The organism is Microbacterium sp. CBA3102, from assembly GCF_007954505.1.
Classification (GTDB): Bacteria; Actinomycetota; Actinomycetes; order Actinomycetales; family Microbacteriaceae; genus Microbacterium; species Microbacterium aurugineum.
The window spans coordinates 47,307-62,629 of record NZ_CP042412.1 but is presented as its reverse complement, the minus strand read 5'-3'; the positions used below and the strand labels follow the sequence as shown (position 1 = coordinate 62,629).

Sequence of the window (15,323 nt, the reverse complement as noted above, 5' to 3'; positions counted from 1 at the left end):
AAGGAACAACCTGTCCATCCTATCCGATCGGCGGAGCGCGACGTGACAGAGCGCTGTGGCGAAGCCCAGCATGCGATCCTGTCCTGACCAATATGACGCGTATGGAATATATTGCTAGTTGTGTGAGTGCTCAATAGCCTCAGATGAGGACGGATCAACGCCGTACCGCATCCGACGCTACTGGGGGAGACCATGCGCGCCAGCTCGACCACGGCACGACCGGACAGTCACCGCACGGTGGCGGCCTTCGAGCAGTACGTGACCGCGGAGCGCGCGATTCCGGGGTGCGCGGTGTTCTTCCTCGAGTCCGCAGTGCACCTCGACGAGGTGCGGGCGCTCGCCGAACGCGACGATGTGATCTTCGTCCCTGCGGGGTCCCTCCCGAAAGTGGATCCTCGGGTCGTCCCGTTCGCCGGGGCGCTTCACGCGCCCGGCGACGAGATGAGCTTCGGCGGGCGCCACGCGTTCCAGCTGCAGGACTACCTCGCCGGTCGCTTCCGCTTCCGCGGCGGGCTCACGGTCGTCCGACAGGGGTCTGCGGAAGGACTCGCTGCATTCCTCCGTGATGCCGACACGGCCCGGGCGACCGGCATCTTCGCCGAACGGCTCCTCGACGGTGCTCTGCTGCTGGATTCCGCCGCGTCGTTCACCCGCGCGTATCCGGTACCGGATTCTCTGGTGCGCGTGCATGTGACCGCGGACGGCGAGTACCGGGACGGCCCTGACGGACTCCTGCTCGGACGGGTGGGCGACGGGCGCGCAGACATCGAGGCCGTGGCCACCGAGAACGCCGGTCGTGGTCGAGCATTCGCGCGCATCGTGGACCCCCGGGTCCTCGAGGCGGATCTCGACGATCGGCCGTGGATCGAGTTGTACGTGTCGCTCGTGACGGCGAGTCGACGGGACCGCGTCTGATGCGCGACGCACACCGCGGGCCCGGGTCGGACCTGGTCGGAGCCCGGGCGCTCCGGGAGTGGATCACCGGGATGCCGGACCGGTACGCGCGGGTGTTCCTGGTCGAAAGCGGCGCGCAGGCGGATCGTGTCGCAGGCGCAGCAGGACGAGACGATGTGATTCTTCTGCCCGAGGGGAGCGGGCCCTGTGCCGGACCGGCCCGTGTCGTCCCGTACACCGGCGCGCTGCAGGACATCGGGGATGAGTTGTTCTTCGGTGAGCGCGGCGTCGAACTCCAGGACTACGTCGCTGCGGCATTCCTGCAGTTCACCGGGCCGACCGCTCTCAGCCTCTTCGACGCGGTCAGCTGGCAGGCTCTCCTCGACGATGCCGCGCTCGCGCGACGGACGGGCGTGTTTCCCTCGGCACTGATCGATCCGCGAGTCCTCCTGGCGGACCGCGGCGCACTCACGGAACCGGGCGAGCTCGCGACCCCGAGCGCGATCAGAGTGCGGGCGGACGGCGCCGTCAGCGTCGGGGTCCAGGGCGATCCCCTCGGAACCGTCGACGAGCTGCCCGCCGTGCTCGCCGTGCCGCGACCCCGGGCCGTGGCCTTGGGAGGATCGGTGCCTCGAGAGGCGTTCGTCGCCGATCGGACGCTGCGCGAGGGGACGACGCGATACCTCTGCGCGACGGACCTCGTGAAGATGCTCCGCCTGGGCAACGGCGAGGCCTGCATCTCGGGGTTCGGGTGGGCGCTCGTCGACGACGGCCTCGCGGATGCCGCCCCCTGGGCCGCGGATCCGTTCCTGATCGAGACCGCGGACGGCTTCGTCCTCGCAGACACGCGGACGTTGCGTCGACAGCTGCTGTCCCCGGTGGCCGCGCAGGTGGTCGCCGTCACACAGACGTCCACGACGCCGGAGGTCGCGGCGGAGCGCGTGGCTCGGCAGCTGGGCGGCTCCGTGGCCGACGCGCGAGCCCTGTGCCTCGAGGCCGTCACCATCCTCAACATCCGCTTCGGTACCCGAGCGGGCCTCGCTCGCCCGGCGAACGGCATCCGGCGTTGAGCGTGCCGAACGCCGTGTGGAGCTCGATGCTCCCCGCGGATGCGACCTTCCCTCCCGATCGCGTCGCCGTCCGCGCCGCGGGACATCGCATCGAGTTCGCCGACGGATCCACACGCCTGTGCGCGACGAGCGGGCTCTGGAACGTTCCGCTCGGGTACGGGAATCCGGTCGTCGGCGAGGCCGTGGCCAGAGCCACACACGATGCGTCGTACCTGACCCTGTTCCGCGCGTCGCATCGGTATGCCGAAGCCGCCGCGGAAGGTCTTCTCGACCTCGCGGACCCGACCAGGTACAGCCGCGTCATCTTCTCCACCTCGGGCGGCGCTGCGAACGATGCCGCCATGAAGCTCGCACGACAGTACTGGGCGCAGAAGGGCGCAGGATCCCGATCCCTCATCGTCGGGCTGAAAGGCAGCTACCACGGCACGATGTACGGCAGCCACGCGCTCAGCGGAGACGACCTCCTGCAGTCCGTCTACTCCGTCGATCGCAGGTCGGTGCGCCACGTTTCGTCCAGCGATGAGGGTGAAGAGCTCGCCACCCTGTTGAAGCGGGAAGGGTCCCGAGTCGCCTCGGTCGTCGTGGAGCCCGTCCTGGGCAGTGGCGCATATGCGCTGACCGAGGCGTTCATCGATCGCCTCGTGCTGCTGCGTGAGGAATACGGGTTCCTGCTCGTGGCCGACGAGGTCGCGACGGGATTCGGGCGCACCGGCGCGATGCTCGCCACCGACGAGTGGCCGGCCGCTCCCGACGTCCTCCTCCTCTCGAAAGCACTGACGAACGGCGCGACGGGTGCAGCCGCGATCCTCGTGGGTCCCCGTGTCGCCTCCGAGTTCGCGCGAGGCGGGTGGACCTTCGTCCACGGGGAGACGCAGGCGGGAACGCCGGTGTGCGCGGCGGCCATCACCGCAGTGATGGAAGAGCTGCGTCGGATCGACGTGGAGACGACGACGAAGGCACTCGGGGCCGAGCTGTTCCGTCTGGCGACGGCGCTGAAGTCCGACGGATTGATCACGGAGGTCACGGGGCGGGGCTGCTTCGTGGGGATGGGGCTCCGCCACGACGACGAGCGGCGGCTGTCCTCCTCCGAGGTTCTCCGTGTGGTCTCCGCCATCGCCGACCACGGCGTCCTGGTGCAGCCCGGCCCCAGCTCCATCGAGCTGATCCCGGCCTACGGATTCACCTCGGAGGAGCTCCGCACGGTGGAAGCCGCCGTGCGCTCCGGCCTCGCGCGAGTGCAGGAAGCGGCAGCATGACCGCGCACTTCACCGGACGCGTCCCGACCCTGTGGCACGGCCCCGGCGTCGCGCATCACGTGATGACGCACCTCACCGCGGGACGAGAGGTCCTCGTGATCGCGGACTCGGCGGTCACGGTTCCCTTCCGGGCCGGGTCTGCGGTGAGGACCATCACGGTGGACGCGCCGTCGGTGGATGTCGCGTCGGTCTCCAGGATCGCGCGGCACATCGTTCGTCGGTCGCCCGAGGTCATCGTGGCCGTCGGTGGGGGCAGCGTGCTCGACGCCAGCAAGATCGCCGCGCTCGCGCTCGCTCCGGGGAAGGTCTTCGACTATGCCATCGGTCATGCGGAGAGGTCCGCGCTGACCGTGCTGCCGGATGCGCCGCCGCCCGTGGAGATCATCGCCGTGCCGACGACTCTGGGCACCTCGTCGGAGACGAACAGCGTCGGCATCCTCAAGAACGGGAACGGCTATCGGCTCATCGTCGGACGCTCGCTCAGACCCCGTCATGCCGTCATCGATCCACGCAACCTGGAGTCCCTCACGTACGGCGCCGTCCGTGAGGGAGCGCTGGAGGCGTTCCTGCGTCTCGCCGGTACGTCGACGAGTTCGCGGCGAAGCGCCCGGGGGAACAGCGAGGCCGTCATCCTCGGGAGAGCCCTCCTCGAGACCGCCACCCAGGACGCTGGCTCGCCTGCGGGGCGGTTGCGCCTCGCACGGTTGAGCGCAGCCACCCAACGCGGTGCGGCTCTGCGCGGACAGGATCCCTACAGTGCTCGCCATTGGTATGTCGCGAACGAAGTGGCCTTCGTGCTCAGGACTCGCAAGATGGTCGCCACGGCAGCGGTGATCGCCGCGGTCTGGCGTCGTATCTGCGCGGGTGACACCCGCTGGGGAGATCGGCAGAGTCTCGAGGACTTCTGGTCGCGGGTCGCGAGCGGGGTGGCATTGCCTCTCGAACCGGCCGCGGGTATCGCCGCCCTCCTCGAGCGCTGGGATATCCCGCTTCCGTCGCGACCGACCACGCGGGAGGTCGGCCGCATCTCGATGTCCACCGAGGCGTCGTGGGGAGATCGCCGCCCGATGCTCACCGGCCTCGTCGCCGACGACATCCGTGAGGTCCTCCGCAGTTCCCGGTGGAGCGATCCGTGTGCCGGCGCTCAACGCCGGCCCTCGACTGCCGTGCAGAGGAGGTGAAGAGATGATCAAGGACGTGGAAGAGCGACTCCGGTTCCAGGAGCTGGACGACATGGAGGCTCCCAGCTGGGAGAGCTTCTATCAGGGCGCCATCAGTGCGCTGATCCTCATCGGGATCGGCGCTGCCGCTGCGACGTGATCCCGTCGCCGGACGGAGATCGAGACGAGGAAGGAGAGAGGTATGAACACCGAAGTGCAGAGGCTCGAATTCACTGAACTCGAGGCGATGGACGCTCTGAACAACACCGATGATTTCGTGCGGGGCTTCGCTGTCGGCGTCATCATCGGAATTCTCGCGCTGACCTAGGAAGCGCATCGCCACGTGATGAAGGAGGTACGAAATGCAGACTGATCTGCTGGAGTTCCAGGAACTCGAACGAATCGACGCGCCACTCGAGTGGTGGGAGCACGTCAGCTACATCATCGCCATCGTCGGCGGTGCCGCGGCGATCGCGACGTGACCGGTCGGGGTGCGGGCGGTTCCGCGCGCCCGCACCCCCTCACTCCCGCGGAGAGGTGTGGTGAATGTCAGGAACGATAACCGAAGCCATCGCGGCGCGACTCGACCGGGCGGGTGCGGTCCCTCGGGAACAGGACCTGTACACGGGCGAGGGGACCGACTTCTACGAGCGACTGGTCGGCGCCGATGCCGCGGAGATCCGAGAGGTGCTGGCGCTCGCGAGAGAAGCCGCGGGTCCGGTCCTCGATGTGGCCGCCGGCAGCGGGAGGCTGACCATCCCGCTGGTGCGCTCCGGCCGATCGGTGACCGCGCTCGATCTCTCCGACGACATGCTCTCGCACCTTCGTCGTGCCCTGCCCGACCATCCGAGGCTCGACTGTGTGATAGCCGACATGCGCGACTTCAGCCTGCCGCGTCCGTACGACCTCGTGGTCCTCGGTGCGACCTCCATCACCTTGTTGGACAGGGAGGGGAGGGCGCGCCTGTACGCGAGTGTGCGACGCCACCTCGCGCCGGGAGGGGTCTTCGCCTTCTCCGTCGCGGGAGGCGCCGCAGCGGAGAGCCTGACGGTGCCGAGCGAGCAGGAGATCCGTGTCCCCGGGCCCGGTCCCGGACCCGGCGGCGAGGAGACCTATCTGTTCTCGCAGCAGGTGGAGGAGGACGGCGCGGCTCGCCTGGTCAACTGGGTGCGCCTCGCCGACATCGTGGCGGGCGGCGACGTGCGCGTGCTCACGAGTCGGCTGCGTGTGCTCAGCCATGAGCTCCTCTCCAGCGAGCTCGTGGACGCCGGTTTCGCTGAACCTGCCGTCTCGCCCGTGCGGACGCACCCCGGAGCGGACATCCTTCTCCTCACGACGACGTGGGCCGGAACCCGGGATCGGGCGCGTGACGATGACACCGCCTAGTTTCGCTCGGCGGCGAGACTCTCGCGCCCCGGTGCCGCTCACGGCCGAGGATCGTCCGCTTCTCGCCCCCGGTGTCGTGTTCGAGGAAGTGGGGGAGGCCGGGGTGTGGATCGCGCTGCTGCAGGGGGTGCCCTCGTCGAGGGTCTCGCGGGCCGTCGTCGATCTGCTGACGGCGATGGACGGCGAGACCACGCTCCGCGACCTGCGCACGCGCTTCGCCGCATCCGAGCCGCGGGAGGAGTTCCTCCTGCTCGTCCAGCGCTTCCGCGCCAGCGGGCTCCTGGCCGGTGACACGAAGCCCCCGCCCGGCAGAGTGACCTACCGGCCCCCGTTCACGCTGCAGTTCGCGACGCTGCGTGCACCCGCGTTCTTCGACCGCGGGAATCGCCTGATCGTCCCGCTCTCACGCCGAGGGGTTCTGGCATCCCTTCTGGTGGTGCTCTGCCTCGGCCTCGGCGCTGCGGCCCTGCAGACAGGTGAGGTGTGGGACGTCCTGACCATGCCGGTGTCGTTGCCCGGACTCGTGGGCGTCGTCATCGCGTTGTCCGTCATGACGCTGCTCCACGAGAGCGCTCATGGGCTCGCGCTCACACGCTTCGGCGGCGAACCGCGCCGCGCAGGTTTCATGCTCTACTACCTCACCCCCGCCTTCTTCGTCGATGTGACCGACGGCTGGCGCCTCTCCGACCGGTGGCAACGTGTCGCGGTCGCGCTCGCCGGGCCGGCCGTGCACGCCGTCGCCGCCGCGGTCGCCCTCCTCGCCGCGCTCGCCCTTCCGGACCCTCTGATCCACCAGGCGCTGTTGCTCCTCGCCGTGTCCTGCGTCGCGATCGTGCTGGTCAACCTGATTCCGTTCGTGCGATTCGACGGCTACATCGCGTTCATGAGTGCGCTCGACGAACCGAACCTCCGGGACCGGACGATTCACGACGGAGTGGACTTCCTGACCCGGATCCTGTTCGGCGGTCCGCGGACCGCACGGAGCCTCGATCGGTGGTGGAGCGTGCCGTTCGGTCTCGCCTGTCTCGTCGCCCCGATCGCGCTCGTGCTGTTCGCGGTCTCCCGCGTGGTGCGAGCGCTCGCCGGAGGCGGACCGGTGCTGGGGGTCCTCGTCGTCGTCCTGGAAGCTGCCGTGGTGCTCGTCGGCATCGTGATCCTCTCGACGGCGCTGCGCCGCGTCCTTCGGTCAGGCGTCTCCCGGCTCCGCTTCGTCGCCGTCGGTGCGACGCTGATCGCGAGCATCGTGGTCGTGGGCGCCGTGATCCCGCTGCCGGTGACGGCGACGTACGGTTTCGTCACCCGCGGTGACCGTGTGCTCCTCGTGCAGCCGGGCACCGCCGCCGAGGCGGAGGTGCCGGACGGCGCCCCGGTCGAGCTGATGAGCGCCGGGCTCCTCGCGAGCGCGCGGGTCGGCGGGGGGACCATCAGGCCGGAGCCGCCGATGCCGACGGAGGTCCCCTGGGCGGTGCTCGTCCCCGTCGCGGCGGACGGCGTGGACGTCCCCGCAACGGTCATCGCCGGCGTGGACGTGGACGACGGCGGCGGGAGCACGCCGCCGACCGGACGGGCGCAGGTCGCGCTCGGCACGAGGAGTCTGTGGCAGACGCTCTGGGCGACCGGCGTGGTGTCGCCGCTGTCCGCCCTTCTGGACCAGAAGCACGAGAGGCAGGAAGATGACTGAACACGCGATCGAGGTCCGAGGCCTCACGAAGAGGTACGGCCGCCGGACCGCCGTGGAAGACCTGTCCTTCGTCGTGCCGCGCGGGACGATCGTCGGGCTCCTGGGGCCGAACGGCGCGGGCAAATCGACGACGCTGCGCACGATCGTCGGCTTGCTCCGGCCGACGAGCGGCGAGAGCCTCATCGACGGTGTTCCGTTCTCGGCGCTCGACAACCCCGCATCGCACGTCGGTGTGCACATGGACGGCTTCGGTTTCGAGGCGGGCATCACTGCACGGCGGCACCTGGAGATCTGTCGGCTCGCGGCCGGTGCGCCGCGCGGCCGGACCGACGAGGTCCTCGAGGAGGTCGGGCTCACCGCCGACGCGCGTCGTCGCGTGAAGACGTTCTCGACGGGGATGGCTCAGCGGCTCGGCCTGGCCGCCGCCCTCATCGGGGCGCCGCCCACGCTCATCCTCGACGAACCGGCGAACGGCCTGGACCCCGACGGGATCCGCTGGCTGCGCAGGTTCCTCCGCCGCTTCGCCGAACGCGGCGGCACCGTGCTGGTCGCCAGTCATCAGCTGTCAGAACTCGAACACATCGTGGATGAGGTCGTGGTCATCAAACGGCGAGCACTCTTCGCCGGACGACTCGGCGACCTGGTCACGAGCAACGGCGACTCCCTGGAGAGCAAGTACTTCGAACTCGTCGAGGAAGTGCCGGTATGAGGGGCACGATCCAGAGCGAGGCCCTGCGCTCCGTGAGCGGACTCTCCCTCCTCGCCGTCTACCTCGTCGCGTTCCTCCTGCCCGCCTTCGTGCTGTTCTCCGACGGATCGCGCCTCGACGTGGCCGGCCTCGATCCCGCCGCGGCGACCACTCGTCTCCTGGAACCTCTCGCCTGGTCGGCGGTCTCCGCGGCGTTCGTCGGCGCGTACGGCGTCACTCGTGAGTACTACTACGGCTCGATGGACCGGACCCTCACCAGCGTCGGATTCCGGCGTGCATTCGCCGGAAAGCTCGTCGCGGGCGTCCTCGTCGCGCTCGCCCTGTCCGTCGGCCTCTTCGTCGTGTGGACCGCGGGTGTCGCCGTCTTCTTGAGCCGGAGCGGTCTCTCGCTCACTCTGACGCCGGACGGGTGGCGCCTCTGCGCGGGAGCTCTGGTCGGCGGCGTGCTCGGTGCGCTCATCGGGGGCTCCATCGGCTGGATCACCCGCAACTACTACGTGACGGCCGTCTTCGTCCTCGTCCTGCCGATGGTGGGGGAACTCGCACTGCTGCGCACGGTGCCGGAGGTGGCGAAGTTCTCGCCCGGGCTGGCGCTCGCGGCCTTGGGCGTGCCCGGATATCAGGGCCGCCTGCTCGAGTTCGGCCCGGCGCTCGTCGTCGCACTCGCGTGGACCGCGGGGCTGGCCGCGGTGGCGTGGACCGGTGGTCGCAGGAGGGCGGGATGATCGTCCGCGCGCTCCGAGCCCACGCGCGCGGTGTGACCGGCGACATCGTCCTCCTCTGGGTGGTCGCGGCCGCCGTCGTGTTGTCGACTTCGATGGCGACGAGCGTTCCTGCGGAGCTCGCCGAGGCACCGGCCGGGGTTCGCGCCGCACTCAGTGCGCCGTTCAGCGCGGTGCTCGCGACCTATGGTGCGGTGCTCGCGGCGGTCTACGGTTCCTTCCGCTACACCGTCGACCGGCGGGATGGCGTCATCGCGCAGCGGCTGATGCTGCACCCCCGGTGGGTGACGCTGCTCAGCCGGACACTCGGGTCTGCTCTCGGCGGCGCCGTCGTCGCTCTCGCGGGACTCGCCGGTGGCCACATCGCGCTGGCCGTCGCGATGGGCGGTGTCCCGGTGGGCTGGGCGTCGGTGGGATCCGCACTGGCCGTCGGCGCAGGCGCCGGCCTCTGGGGGCTGGGGGTGGGCATCGTCGTCCAGAACCATCTCGTGGCACTCTTCGTCGCGTCCATGTCTCTGGGCAGCGCCGTCCTCGTCGCGATGTTCTGGAGCGCCGCTGCCCACGGCTTCCCGCTGATCGCGCTGCTCGACGCTTTCGGGTTCGACGTCACGGCTGTGGGGGTGTCGCCAGCCGACGGATCCGGTGGCTCTGTGCCGGTCGCCGTCGGATGGATGCTGGCGGCTCTCGTCGCGGGGGGAGTCACCTTCGTGAAACGCGATGTGACGTAGCGGTCTCGAGCCGCACCGGGGTTCGGAACCGCTCGGGGTGACGACGTAGGATCCCTAGGTGGCAACCCCCAAGATCGTCCTCTTCTACGCGTTCACGCCCCTCGCCGATCCCGAGGCCGTCCGTGTCTGGCAACGCGACCTCGGCGAGGCACTCGGCCTGCGTGGGCGCCTGCTCATCTCGAAGGACGGGATCAACGGCACCCTCGGCGGCGATATCGGCGTGTTGAAGAAGTGGCTGCGATCGTTCCGCTCGTACGGCCCGTTCGCCGATGCGGACATCAAGTGGAGTGAGGGGACGGGGCTGGATGCGGACGGGCGCAGCCTCGATTTCCCCAAGCTCAGCGTGAAGGTGCGCGACGAGATCGTCTCATTCGGTGCGCCCGGTGAACTGCGCGTCGATGAGCACGGGGTCGTCGGCGGAGGCACGCGACTGACGCCCGAAGAGCTGCACGGGCTGATCGACGAGCGCGGAGACGAGGTGGTCTTCTTCGACGGCCGGAACGCCCTCGAGGCGCAGATCGGGAGGTTCCGCGGCGCGGTCGTGCCCGACACCGAGACCACCAGGGACTTCGTGAGACTGCTCGACTCCGGCGCCTACGACGATCTCAAGGGCAAACCCGTCGTCACCTACTGCACCGGCGGCATACGCTGTGAAGTGCTGTCGAGCCTAATGACGGCGCGCGGCTTCGGCGAGGTGTACCAGCTCGAGGGTGGCATCGTCCGCTACGGCGAGAAGTACGGCGACGACGGGCTGTGGGACGGATCGCTCTACGTGTTCGACGGCCGTGGTTCGGTCGACTTCTCGGACCATGCGCGCGTCATCGGGGAGTGCGTCGGGTGCGGGGTGCCGACCAAGCGCACCGCGAACTGCCCCGACCTGTCGTGCCGCTCGCAGTTCGTGGTGTGCGAGACCTGCGTGGCCGTGCCCTGCACGGCCCACGCCGCGTGACCGCGCAGGAGACGCGCCCGCGTGCGGGCATGCTCAGACGGCGACCTCGGGTTCCGCGGCGCGGGGAGCGTACAGTGACCGGGGCAGCAGCGTCGCCCGCACACGCGTCGGCCCATCCACACTCCGGCGCAATGCCTGCAGCACCTCGCTGAGCGGTTCGGTGAGATCCGTCTGCAGCTCGGCCGATCGCGCGTAGTTCGTCTGCTCGACCGCATCCGTCAGCCGTCGCATCGTCTCCGCGTCCACATGACGGTCGCGCACCAGGCCGGCAGCACGGACCCGCGGGGTGTCGGCGTCGGAGACCGGCAGCTGCAGGTCGATCAGGGTGTCGCGGAGCTCGGCCCAGGCTGCCGCGGGATCGCCGCGCCTCGCCTGCGTGAATCGTCTGCGACGCTCGATGATGCGGATCAGTGCCGGTACCAGGAGCAGCGCCACGGCGCCGAAAGCGATGAGCACGACCGGCGTCGGATCGAGACGACGCTGCGCGGCGCCGTCGGCCGAGTCGCCCCCGGCGTCCGCACGGTCGATCTCCGGTCCCGAGGTCTCCTCGCTCTGCGGGGCCGTGGTCGGTGCGGGGGTGGCGGGTGATCCGGACTCGCCGCCCTGCGTCACTCCCGCACGGAACGCGGTGGGCACGCCCAAGGATGCGGTCGGCTCGAACGGCACCCAGCCGATACCGGGGAAGAGCACCTCCGGCCAGGAATGCAGCTGATCGCTGGTCACGGAGAAGACCGATTCGCTGCCGCGCTTCTCGTCGGTGAGCGAGCCGGGAAGATAGCCGACGACGATGCGCACCTGCATCCCCAGGCTCTCCGCCATGAGCGCGAACGCCCCTGCGAAGTGCACGCAGTACCCCGATCGCACGTCGAGGAACTGCGCCACGGCTTCGGCGCCGGTGCCGTCGAAGCCTTCCTCCACCGGCGTCTCCAGCGAGTACGCGAACTGCGAGCGGAACCAGTTCTGCAGGGCGATCAGCCGGTCGTAGTCGGTGCTCGCGGCGGCCGTCACCTCGGCGGCACGCTCCGCGATGATCTCGGGCAGCTCCACCGGCTCGGCGTCGGGATCGACCACGGGCGATGCCGCATCGATCGCACGGATCTGCTCGAGCGTCGGAACGAGGCGGGAGGAGGTGACGGTGTAGTCGTTCCCCACCGCGTCGGCGCTGCGCGAGAAGAGGGTGCGGTTGAGCGGGGACACCCGCCACGAGCCGCTGAGCCCCTGCACGTCGGTCGCCGGGTACGGGACCGGCAGCCACGAACTCGACATGCGGAGCACGCGGATGGACGTGTTCTCCTCCTCCGTCGCGATCTCCGGTCCCCACTCCGGAGTGCCGAACCCGTCGTCCTGCGACTGCAGATCGCCCCGGTCCGGCTGCCACACCCGGCCGTCGAATCGAGAGAGTGTCGTCAGCCGCAGATACGGGGCCACGTCGGTCTTCGCCGCGATGGTCAGCACTTCGACCGGATTGGGCTGACGCAGATCATCGCCCAGACGCAACGAGGCATCGACCGTGACCCCGACGCCGGTGCCCGCCATGCTCGTCGCGACCGGTAGTGCGGGAGCGATCACCAGGGTCGTCACCAGAGCGGCGGCTCCGACACCGACGGCGACCGAGAGCGAGGACCTGCGGGGGGATTCCGGATGCCGCCTCGCGGTGTACCGGAAGAGGAAGAGTGCGACGAGGGCGAACAGCACGAACCACACGACGTTCGTGTCGCCGAGGGTGATGATCATCGGCACGGCGCCGACGATCCCTGTCAGCAGGGTCGCCAGCACCGCGGAGCGATGCGCCACCAGGTGATCGACCAGGAGCGCGACGCCCGCGAAGCCGGAGGCCATGGCGGCGGTGAGAGCCGGCGAGGCATCCAACGGCGCGGAGCCGAACACGATCGCTTCGAGGGCCGCAGCGCCGAGGGTGCCGAACACGGCGACGGTCGTCGGTGTCGGAAACACGCCGAAGAGCGCGGTATCGCCGGCCACCAGCAGCGTGACCATCGCGACCGCGACGATGATCTGACCGAGGAATGTCCCGGCGTCCCGGAGCCAGGCTGTCCGTCGGCGCAGCAGTCGCCGCAGGAGCATACCCCCACCCGCTACGGCGAGGATCACGATGAGGACCGAAGACGACCACGCTCCAGGGGAGATCACCGAGGTGTACGGCCACATCGCCACGATCGTCGCCGTCGCGGCCAGCACACCGGGACCGACGACACCGGTCGGCTCCTCCTCGTCGCGGTGCCACGTCGGCGCCGTGTGCGCGGGGGGCGCGGTCGCCCGCGGGCGCTGCTCAGCGCGGAACATCGCCGACTCCGATCCGCGCCGAGACGGCGTCCTCCCACGCGTCCGCGATGACGGGCCCGAGCGTCGCCACCGTCCAGCCGTGTGGAGTGGCCGCCTCCGCGGCGCCGGGGAGAAGCTCCGTGCTGAACAGCATCGGCGCGGCGGCGCCGGCCGGACGCAGCCGGGCGGCATCCTCCTCATCGAGCTGACCGGTGATGAAGACCAGAGGCCCGGGCGGGGTGCCGCCGATGAGTGCCGCCAGATCACGGCCCTCACCCCTGGGGGCGACCATCGCGAGCGCCACCAGCAGTCCGTCGCGATCGTCCTCGTGCCCGCGGAGCGCACCGAGCAGCGTGCCGGCGCTGTCGATCACATCGACGCTGTACCCCTCGGAGGCGAGGTGCACGGCCGCGGAGGCGCAGAGCGACACGGCGGTTTCGAAGGCCGGGTCGGCATCGGCGCCGGGCACATCCCAGCGGCCCGCACTGCGATCGAGGACGACGACCGCGTCGGGGCTGGATTCCTCCTCCTCCTGGCGCACCATGAGCTGTCCGCGGTGGGCGGTCGCACGCCAGTGGATGCGGCGCATCGAGTCTCCGGGGATGTACCCGCGCGGCGAGAGATTGTCGCTGCCCTGCCCGAGGCGCGTCGACGAAGTGTGCGCGGTTCCGCCGGCGGCTCCGACGCGCACGGCCAGCGGGGCGAGGGCGAAGACCTCGGGGACCACGGTGATGCTCCGGGTCTCTCCGAACGCTTGCTCGCGCTGTGCCAGGCCGAACGGATCGACGGTGCGCAGCATCAGCGGACCCAGCGGCCAGACACCCCGTCGCACACCGGTGATCGGGTACGTCAGCTGACCCGACTCGGGGGGATACTCACCGCCGGAATCGCCGGCGACCGCCGCGGGGAGGATGTCGTGCCAGAGCCCGTGCGGCACCCGCAGTGCGCGGAGTGAGATCCGCACCGTCACGCGCGACGTCTCCGACACGGTGAGCAGATCGGTGGAGATCTGACGCGTGACCGTCCCCGAGCGGCGGGGCAGGCGGACGGCGAGGAGCGAGAAGAGCGTGAGGGCGGCCAGGAGCAGCCCGATGTAGAGCAGGATGCGGGTGCCGAAGACGTTGGCGGCGATCACGCAGCACAGGGCGGCGACGAGCGCGCCGGCTCCACGGCCGGTGAGAGGTCGGCGTCTTCGCATGACCGACCCGATCAGGAACGCGTCGCGACGGGGACGCGCACCCGCTCGACGATCTGGGTGAGTGCGGCCTCGACGGGCTGTGCGCCTGCACGGTGGGCACCACGCGCCGGCAGCAGCCGGTGGGCGAGGACCGGGATGAGCAGGGCCGTGATGTCGTCGGGGATGACGTAGTCGCGGCCGTCCAATGCCGCCCACACCTTCGCGGCGCGGATCAGCTGCAGGGTCGCCCGCGGACTGGCGCCGAGGTGCAGGTTCGGGTCGGAGCGGGTCGCCTGTGCGAGGGCGACCGTGTACTCCTCCAGCGCGGGGGCGACGTGCACCGAGCGCGCCCAGGCGATGAGCTGGGAGATGGCGGTCGCGTCGGCGACGGGTGACACCGCGGCGAGCGGGTTCACCACATCGCGCTGACGGAGCATGAGCGTCTCGGCCTCCGCGTCCGGGTACCCCATCGAGATGCGCATCATGAAGCGGTCGCGCTGCGCCTCGGGGAGCGCGTACGTCCCCTCCATCTCGAGCGGGTTCTGGGTCGCCACCACCAGGAACGGTGTCGGCAGCATGTGGGTCGACCCGTCGACGGTGACCTGCCCCTCCTCCATCGCTTCGAGCAGGGCCGACTGCGTCTTGGGGGAGGAGCGGTTGATCTCATCGGCGATCACGATGTGCGCGAAGACCGCGCCGCGCTTGAACTCGAACTCCTGGTCGACCGGGTTGTAGACCGAGACACCCGTGACGTCGCCGGGCAGCAGGTCGGGCGTGAACTGGATGCGGCGCACGGTCGCGTCCACGCTCGCGGCGAGGGCACGGGCGAGCATCGTCTTGCCCACACCGGGGACGTCTTCGATGAGCAGGTGCCCTTCGGCGAGGAGGCAGACGAGGGCGCTGCGCACGGCGTCCGGCTTCCCGTCGATGACCCGTCCGATGGAGCCGAGGATCGCAGAGGTCTGCGCGGCGAACCGTTCGGCATCGATCATCACCGGGATCAGGGGGGCGTTCTCTGGCATGCGTTCCCTCTCACATCGGCGCTGCGGTGCGCGTTACTCGATCGTAACCCGGCGGCGCGGTCCCCGCTCTGGAAGCTTCCCCTGAGAGGGCGGTCGGCGGCGTCCGTGACCCACCCGGTCCGTCGAGCGCTCGAGCGGTGTCGTCGCACCCCACGTGCTCGGGTTAGGATGGTTGACGGCTCTCCGCGTGACAGCATCCAGGCCAATTCCCCCAGGGCGGAAACGCAGCAAGGGTAACCGGGCTCTGCTGGGTGCGCGGAGAGTCTTTTTCATGTGCGGGCGCCCTGTC

At 70.0% G+C, this 15,323-nt stretch carries 16 protein-coding genes and 1 other RNA gene; 14 read left to right on the top strand and 3 right to left on the bottom strand.

Annotated elements, in window-relative coordinates; genetic code table 11:
* The first annotated feature begins 192 nt into the window (after window positions 1-192).
* The 13 genes from FGL91_RS00325 (at window position 193) to FGL91_RS00280 (ending at window position 10,555) form a co-directional block, all read left to right on the top strand.
* Complete coding sequence (locus tag FGL91_RS00325) at window positions 193-915, top strand: hypothetical protein (RefSeq protein ID WP_153242748.1); 723 nt, start codon at window positions 193-195, stop codon at window positions 913-915.
* Complete coding sequence (gene mpaB, locus FGL91_RS00320; RefSeq protein ID WP_153242747.1) at window positions 915-1,964, top strand: daptide biosynthesis RiPP recognition protein; 1,050 nt, start codon at window positions 915-917, stop codon at window positions 1,962-1,964. The genes FGL91_RS00325 and mpaB overlap by 1 nt, the downstream gene beginning before the upstream one ends.
* A gap of 2 nt (window positions 1,965-1,966) precedes the next feature.
* The gene (mpaD, locus tag FGL91_RS00315; protein ID WP_227992029.1) at window positions 1,967-3,220 is read left to right on the top strand and encodes a daptide-type RiPP biosynthesis aminotransferase; all 1,254 of its coding nucleotides are present in this window, start codon (window positions 1,967-1,969) and stop codon (window positions 3,218-3,220) included.
* Window positions 3,217-4,401 carry a daptide-type RiPP biosynthesis dehydogenase gene (gene mpaC, locus FGL91_RS00310; protein ID WP_153242745.1) on the top strand — a complete coding sequence of 395 codons (1,185 nt, stop codon included), beginning with the start codon at window positions 3,217-3,219 and terminating at the stop codon, window positions 4,399-4,401. The genes mpaD and mpaC overlap by 4 nt, the downstream gene beginning before the upstream one ends.
* 4 nt (window positions 4,402-4,405) lie before the next feature.
* Window positions 4,406-4,540, top strand: a complete 135-nt coding sequence (mpaA1, locus tag FGL91_RS19205; RefSeq protein WP_261812217.1) for an MpaA1 family daptide-type RiPP — start codon at window positions 4,406-4,408, stop codon at window positions 4,538-4,540.
* A 42-nt stretch (window positions 4,541-4,582) separates the two neighbouring features.
* Window positions 4,583-4,708 (top strand): MpaA2 family daptide-type RiPP, encoded by a 126-nt coding sequence (mpaA2, locus tag FGL91_RS19200; RefSeq protein WP_261812218.1) that lies wholly within the window; start codon window positions 4,583-4,585, stop codon window positions 4,706-4,708.
* 34 nt (window positions 4,709-4,742) lie between these two features.
* Complete coding sequence (gene mpaA3, locus FGL91_RS19300; protein WP_308191516.1) at window positions 4,743-4,862, top strand: MpaA3 family daptide-type RiPP; 120 nt, start codon at window positions 4,743-4,745, stop codon at window positions 4,860-4,862.
* A 64-nt stretch (window positions 4,863-4,926) separates the two neighbouring features.
* Window positions 4,927-5,766, top strand: a complete 840-nt coding sequence (gene mpaM / locus FGL91_RS00305; protein WP_153242744.1) for a daptide-type RiPP biosynthesis methyltransferase — start codon at window positions 4,927-4,929, stop codon at window positions 5,764-5,766.
* Between the two features lie 31 nt (window positions 5,767-5,797).
* Window positions 5,798-7,447 carry a daptide biosynthesis intramembrane metalloprotease gene (gene mpaP / locus FGL91_RS00300; RefSeq protein WP_153242743.1) on the top strand — a complete coding sequence of 550 codons (1,650 nt, stop codon included), beginning with the start codon at window positions 5,798-5,800 and terminating at the stop codon, window positions 7,445-7,447.
* Window positions 7,440-8,156 (top strand): ATP-binding cassette domain-containing protein, encoded by a 717-nt coding sequence (locus FGL91_RS00295; protein ID WP_131491384.1) that lies wholly within the window; start codon window positions 7,440-7,442, stop codon window positions 8,154-8,156. Before mpaP ends, FGL91_RS00295 begins: the two co-directional genes overlap by 8 nt.
* Window positions 8,153-8,881 (top strand): ABC transporter permease, encoded by a 729-nt coding sequence (locus FGL91_RS00290; RefSeq protein ID WP_153242742.1) that lies wholly within the window; start codon window positions 8,153-8,155, stop codon window positions 8,879-8,881. The genes FGL91_RS00295 and FGL91_RS00290 overlap by 4 nt, the downstream gene beginning before the upstream one ends.
* The gene (locus tag FGL91_RS00285) at window positions 8,878-9,606 is read left to right on the top strand and encodes a hypothetical protein (RefSeq protein ID WP_153242741.1); all 729 of its coding nucleotides are present in this window, start codon (window positions 8,878-8,880) and stop codon (window positions 9,604-9,606) included. The genes FGL91_RS00290 and FGL91_RS00285 overlap by 4 nt, the downstream gene beginning before the upstream one ends.
* A gap of 58 nt (window positions 9,607-9,664) precedes the next feature.
* The gene (locus FGL91_RS00280; RefSeq protein WP_131491387.1) at window positions 9,665-10,555 is read left to right on the top strand and encodes a rhodanese-related sulfurtransferase; all 891 of its coding nucleotides are present in this window, start codon (window positions 9,665-9,667) and stop codon (window positions 10,553-10,555) included.
* 33 nt (window positions 10,556-10,588) lie between these two features.
* Here the strand turns inward: FGL91_RS00280 and FGL91_RS00275 are convergent, their stop codons facing one another.
* Genes FGL91_RS00275 through FGL91_RS00265 form a run of 3 tightly spaced genes read right to left on the bottom strand, consistent with a single transcriptional unit; the run spans window position 10,589 to window position 15,034 of the window.
* Complete coding sequence (locus FGL91_RS00275; RefSeq protein ID WP_153242740.1) at window positions 10,589-12,856, bottom strand: transglutaminaseTgpA domain-containing protein; 2,268 nt, start codon at window positions 12,854-12,856, stop codon at window positions 10,589-10,591.
* Window positions 12,843-14,033 carry a DUF58 domain-containing protein gene (locus FGL91_RS00270; RefSeq protein ID WP_153242739.1) on the bottom strand — a complete coding sequence of 397 codons (1,191 nt, stop codon included), beginning with the start codon at window positions 14,031-14,033 and terminating at the stop codon, window positions 12,843-12,845. Before FGL91_RS00270 ends, FGL91_RS00275 begins: the two co-directional genes overlap by 14 nt.
* An 11-nt stretch (window positions 14,034-14,044) precedes the next feature.
* Window positions 14,045-15,034, bottom strand: a complete 990-nt coding sequence (locus FGL91_RS00265) for an AAA family ATPase (protein WP_047522165.1) — start codon at window positions 15,032-15,034, stop codon at window positions 14,045-14,047.
* A gap of 174 nt (window positions 15,035-15,208) precedes the next feature.
* Between FGL91_RS00265 and ffs the strand changes: the two genes are divergently transcribed.
* Window positions 15,209-15,305: signal recognition particle sRNA small type (gene ffs, locus FGL91_RS00260), an RNA gene on the top strand.
* Window positions 15,306-15,323 lie beyond the last annotated feature (18 nt).